The organism is Xenorhabdus thailandensis (assembly GCF_037996785.1).
Lineage (GTDB): Bacteria > Pseudomonadota > Gammaproteobacteria > Enterobacterales > Enterobacteriaceae > Xenorhabdus > Xenorhabdus griffiniae.
This window is the reverse complement of the sequence record NZ_JBBMXF010000001.1, coordinates 1-4,484: the sequence shown is the minus strand read 5'-3', so window position 1 is coordinate 4,484 and position 4,484 is coordinate 1. Positions and strand designations below refer to the sequence as shown.

General features: G+C 49.2%; 7 protein-coding genes and 1 pseudogene. All 8 read left to right on the top strand.

What is annotated here, in order from left to right:
- The coding region (locus tag AAC853_RS00040; protein ID WP_340613219.1) for a hypothetical protein at positions 1 to 248 on the top strand (248 nt) is incomplete at its 5' end.
- Positions 249 to 287: 39 nt separating this feature from the next.
- Complete coding sequence (locus tag AAC853_RS00035; protein WP_340613218.1) at positions 288 to 1,190, top strand: phosphopantetheine-binding protein; 903 nt, start codon at positions 288 to 290, stop codon at positions 1,188 to 1,190.
- Between the two features lie 4 nt (positions 1,191 to 1,194).
- Complete coding sequence (locus AAC853_RS00030) at positions 1,195 to 1,836, top strand: condensation domain-containing protein (RefSeq protein ID WP_340613216.1); 642 nt, start codon at positions 1,195 to 1,197, stop codon at positions 1,834 to 1,836.
- On the top strand, positions 1,833 to 2,249 hold the full coding sequence (locus AAC853_RS00025; RefSeq protein WP_340613214.1) for a condensation domain-containing protein: 417 nt from the start codon (positions 1,833 to 1,835) through the stop codon (positions 2,247 to 2,249). Before AAC853_RS00030 ends, AAC853_RS00025 begins: the two co-directional genes overlap by 4 nt.
- 136 nt (positions 2,250 to 2,385) lie before the next feature.
- On the top strand, positions 2,386 to 2,961 hold the full coding sequence (locus AAC853_RS00020; protein WP_340613212.1) for a condensation domain-containing protein: 576 nt from the start codon (positions 2,386 to 2,388) through the stop codon (positions 2,959 to 2,961).
- Complete coding sequence (locus tag AAC853_RS00015; protein WP_340613211.1) at positions 2,954 to 3,220, top strand: hypothetical protein; 267 nt, start codon at positions 2,954 to 2,956, stop codon at positions 3,218 to 3,220. The genes AAC853_RS00020 and AAC853_RS00015 overlap by 8 nt, the downstream gene beginning before the upstream one ends.
- 4 nt (positions 3,221 to 3,224) lie before the next feature.
- Positions 3,225 to 3,572, top strand: a complete 348-nt coding sequence (locus AAC853_RS00010; RefSeq protein ID WP_340613209.1) for a condensation domain-containing protein — start codon at positions 3,225 to 3,227, stop codon at positions 3,570 to 3,572.
- 318 nt (positions 3,573 to 3,890) lie between these two features.
- A pseudogene (locus AAC853_RS00005) lies at positions 3,891 to 4,484 on the top strand (AMP-binding protein); the annotation flags it as partial.

The window sequence follows — 4,484 nt, the reverse complement described above, 5'->3', positions numbered from 1 at the left end:
TGATGGTTCTGTTTTCGAACTCTTATTCCAGTTTATTTCATGGCCTGACGCTTTACCTTTGCAGCGAAACAGAACGTCATGCCCCGGCCGTTGAAAAACTCATTCAACGAGAAGGCATTGAAATCGCCGCCTTACCGCCAGCCATACTCAAGCTGTTAATCGGCTCGCACTTACCTTCCTTGCAGTTATTAGTGACCGCCGGAGAATCCCCCTCGCTGGATTTTCTTGACCATTTCAGCCAATCATAGCGATGTCCTCAATTCTTACGGCCCAACCGAAGTGACCGTTTGTGCGACCGAAAAGCATATATCAACCGGGGTCATCCCAACAATATCGGCAAAGCCATTAATAACGCCCGCCTTTACGTTCTTGATAGTCACGGTCATCTGTCTCCTGTCGGCGCGCCGGGAGAACTGTATATCGGCGGTGCCGGGCTGGCGCGGGGATATTTAAACCAGCCTGAACTGACGGCCGAATGTTTTGTGGCGAATCCCTTTGCCACCGCAGAAGACAAGGCTCTCGGTTATACCCGTCTGTACAGAACCGGTGATTTAGTCCGCTGGCAGCCGGATGGCAATCTGGAATATCTGGGCCGCAATGATTTTCAGGTCAAAATCCGTGGCTACCGCATAGAATTGGGCGAAATTGAAACTGCCCTGACTTTGCACCCACAGGTAAAACAGGCAGTGGTGATTGACCGTGAGCATAACGGCCATAAAGTACTGGCGGCATATCTGGTGACGGAAGAGGAACTGTCTGATGACAGCCTGACTGAGCATCTCTCTTCCCGCTTACCGGAATACATGCTGCCGGCCAGCTTTACCCGTATTGAAACCGTCCCCCTGACCCTGAACGGCAAACTGGATCGCCGCGCCCTGCCTGAGCCAGTCTGGGGGGATCGTAACAGCTATGTCGCTCCCCGCAATGCGCTGGAAACTCAACTGTGTGCCATTTGGCAGGACGTGTTAGGGCTGGAGCGCATTGGCATTGAAGATAACTTTTTCCGCATCGGGGGGGATTCCATTGTCAGTATCCAACTGGTGTCAAAACTGCGGCAAGCGGGCTTTTCCCTCCAGGTTAAATCAATTTTTGAAGCACCAACGGTGGCCCGGTTAGCCCAACTGCTAGCTCTCTCATCATCTACCGTTAATATGCTCGCAGAGCAGGGACTGTTAAGCGGGGGAATTTAGCCTGTTGCCTATCCAACAGACCTTCTTCGACTGGAATTGGCCAAATCCACACCATTGGAATCAGGCATTTATGATCCAGATCCCCGGGGATATCAAATCCGCACAGATTGAACAGGCCCTGATAATGCTGACTAAACAGCACGATATGCTGCGTGTCCGTTTTATAGATACCGAAAACGGCTACCGTCAGCACTATTCCACGGAAATGCCATCTTCATATTCCCTCTTACATCACTGTGATATCAGGGGATTAAATAAGGAAGCATTACATCAACAACTAACCCAATGGCAAAGTGGCTTTGATTATTGCCGCGGGCCATTATGGCAGGCAGGTCATCTGACCGGATATACGGATGGCAGCGCCCGGCTATTTTTCGCATTCCACCATTTGATTATTGATGTGGTTTCCTGGCGAATTATTGCTGAAGATATACGTCTGTTATTACAGGGGATGACCTTACCATTGAAGACCAGCAGTTATCGACAATGGGTAACAGCCGTCCATCACTATGCAAAACTCAATCAACAGGAAGTTTCCTACTGGCAGCAAGTCATAGCAGGGAACCCTACTCACACTGGCGCTGGGCGACATCACCCAACACCTGTTAAGCATTCCTGCCGAAATGACGGACATGCTACTACATGAAGCCAACACCGGTTACCACACTGAAATTAACGACTTACTGCTTCAGCGCTCTCACACTGGCATTGCAGACAACGTTCTCCCGTGCGGTGAACTTCATTACTCTTGAGGGGCATGGGCGGGAAGCCATCGACAGTGCTGTGGATATCTCCGAAACTATCGGCTGGTTTACCACGCTGTATCCCGTTCGTCTGGCAATGAAGACGAATATTGCAGACACCATCATTCACACCAAAGAGATGCTTCGTACTGTGCCCAATAAAGGCATTGGTTATGGGGCATTACATCAGGCAGGCTATTTGAATGGGGATTTACCGGCGATAAGCTTCAATTACCTCGGTCAATTGGGCAGGAGAAATCGGGCAAAACTGGTCACTGACCAACGACTATTGTGGAAATGTAATATCAAACAATAACTATAGTCATTTACTGCTAAATATTAACGGACTAATTCAAGCAGGCAGGCTGCAATTCAGTGTCAGTTCGCGCTTAACACCGACTCAGACACAAGTATTTATCACCGCATTTGAGCAGACTCTCCAGGTTGTCATTATGGCTGGTCAACAACAGGCGCAAGCCGGCGGGATAAGAACCCCCAGTGATTATGGTATTGACGGGCTGTCAATCTCTCGCCTACGCCAGCTACAACAGCGCTACCCGCTTGAAGCCTTGTACCCCGCTACCAGTTTGCAACAAGGATTTATTTATCATCATCTGACCCAGCCACAAGATGATGCCTATCGCGTACAACTGTTACTGGATTATCACACACAACTCGATCTTGCCGCCTACCAGCGGGCCTGGGCGCTGGCCTCGCTACGCTTCCCCATCCTCAGAACAGCATTTAATTGGGAAGGGGAAATGTTGCAGATTGTGACGAAAGGTGCAAGTATTCATTCGGTGAATTTCGAGATCAAAGATATCAGTCAATTACCAAAAGAACGAAACAGCGCCATTGACGCAATTCAACAACATGACCGTACCCTGCCGTTTGATTTACGTCAGCCTGGTTTAATCCGCTTTACCTTAATTAAACAGAGTGAACAACGGGTAACGGTGTTAATCACGCAACATCACAGTATTACTGACGGTTGGAGTAACCCGATTTTATTGCAAAACTGTGCATGAATATTACAACCAACTCGCACAAGGGCAACGCGTTCCCCAAATAGTGGTGGATAAAGCCTATCTGGCAACCCAGCAATATTATCTGGATCACAAAGCGGAATCTGAAATCTATTGGGAGAACGTAAAGCACAATTTCCAGGGAACCAATAATCTTTCTGCCCTGTTAAGTCATCACATTGATTTAACTCGGCTAAGAACGATTGAAAAACCCGCTGAGGCAAACTATTACTGTCCAGGGAAACGTATATCAGCAGATTAAGAAAATGTGTCGTGAACAAGGCATTACCCTGAACGTGGTCTTGCAATTTGCCTGGCATAAATTACTGCACAGTTACACCGGAGATGAACAGACTATTGTCGGCACCACCGTATCCGGACGCGATGTACCGGTAGACGGTATTGAATCCAGCGTCGGCCTATATATTAATACGTTGCCATTAATGGTGCAGTGGGATAATAACCGCAGTGTTATTAGCGTCTTACAAGCTATACAGAAAGATATCGCTGCGCTCAACAGCCACAGTGCCGTCTCGCTGGCCAGTTTACAATCCGACGGAGAACGCTTATTCCACAGCCTGCTGGTATTTGAAAACTACCCGTCCCCGTGGTAAGCGAAAACCCTGCCGGTATAGAACATACCCTGACATTCCGTCAGTCCGTCGAAAAAGTGGATTATCCGGTGTCGTTAATGGCCTATGAGCACAATAACTGTCTTACGGTTAAATTGGGTTATGGTGAAGACTGGCTGACAGAAGCACAACAAGCACAGCGCTTGTTGCATCAGCTTGAACGCATTCTACACAGACCAGTTACATACGTCAATCACCTTCCTCAGCGAAGCAGAGCGTCATACCCTGTTGCACCGCTGGAATCAGACCGATGCGCCTTACCCGCAGGATAAAACCCTGCAACAACTGTTTGAAGCCCAAGTGGAAAGCACACCGGATAACGTGGCGCTGGTGTTTGAAGGCGAATCCCTGACCTACCGCCAGCTTAACGAACGGGCAAACCAACTGGCTTATGTGATCCGTGAACGCTGTCAGCACACCATCATGTCCCTGTGCAAGCGGATACCCCCATCGCCCTCTACCTCGACCGCAGTCTGGACATGGTCATCAGTATTCTGGCGGTACTGAAAGCCGGTGGGCGCTTATGTCCCCATTTCCCCTGAATATCCATTAGAGCGGGTTCGGTTTATTTTGGACGATACCCAATCCCCCTGCGTCGTCACTCAGCAAAAGTATCTGACAACGCTGGCGACAGAGACGCAAACATGCGCAGGACAACCGGTACTGATAGCAACGGATGACCCGACAATCACCGCAGGCCAGCCCGTAAACAATCCGGCATCGGTAAACAAACCCTCAGATTTGGCTTATATCATCTATACCTCAGGCACCACCGGCCAGCCGAAAGGCGTCATGATTGAGCACAAAAATGTGGCTCATATGGTGGCGGCACAGGCAGCGCTTTTTGATGCCGCCAAAGAGAAAAAAAGCCTTAATGTTTGCCGCTTATGTCTT

Coding starts and splice junctions, on each gene's coding strand:
- AAC853_RS00025 (WP_340613214.1), top strand. CDS start 1,833: ATGAAGCCAACACCGGTTACCACACTGAAATTAACGACTTACTGCTTC.
- AAC853_RS00020 (WP_340613212.1), top strand. CDS start 2,386: ATGGCTGGTCAACAACAGGCGCAAGCCGGCGGGATAAGAACCCCCAGT.
- AAC853_RS00010 (WP_340613209.1), top strand. CDS start 3,225: ATGTGTCGTGAACAAGGCATTACCCTGAACGTGGTCTTGCAATTTGCC.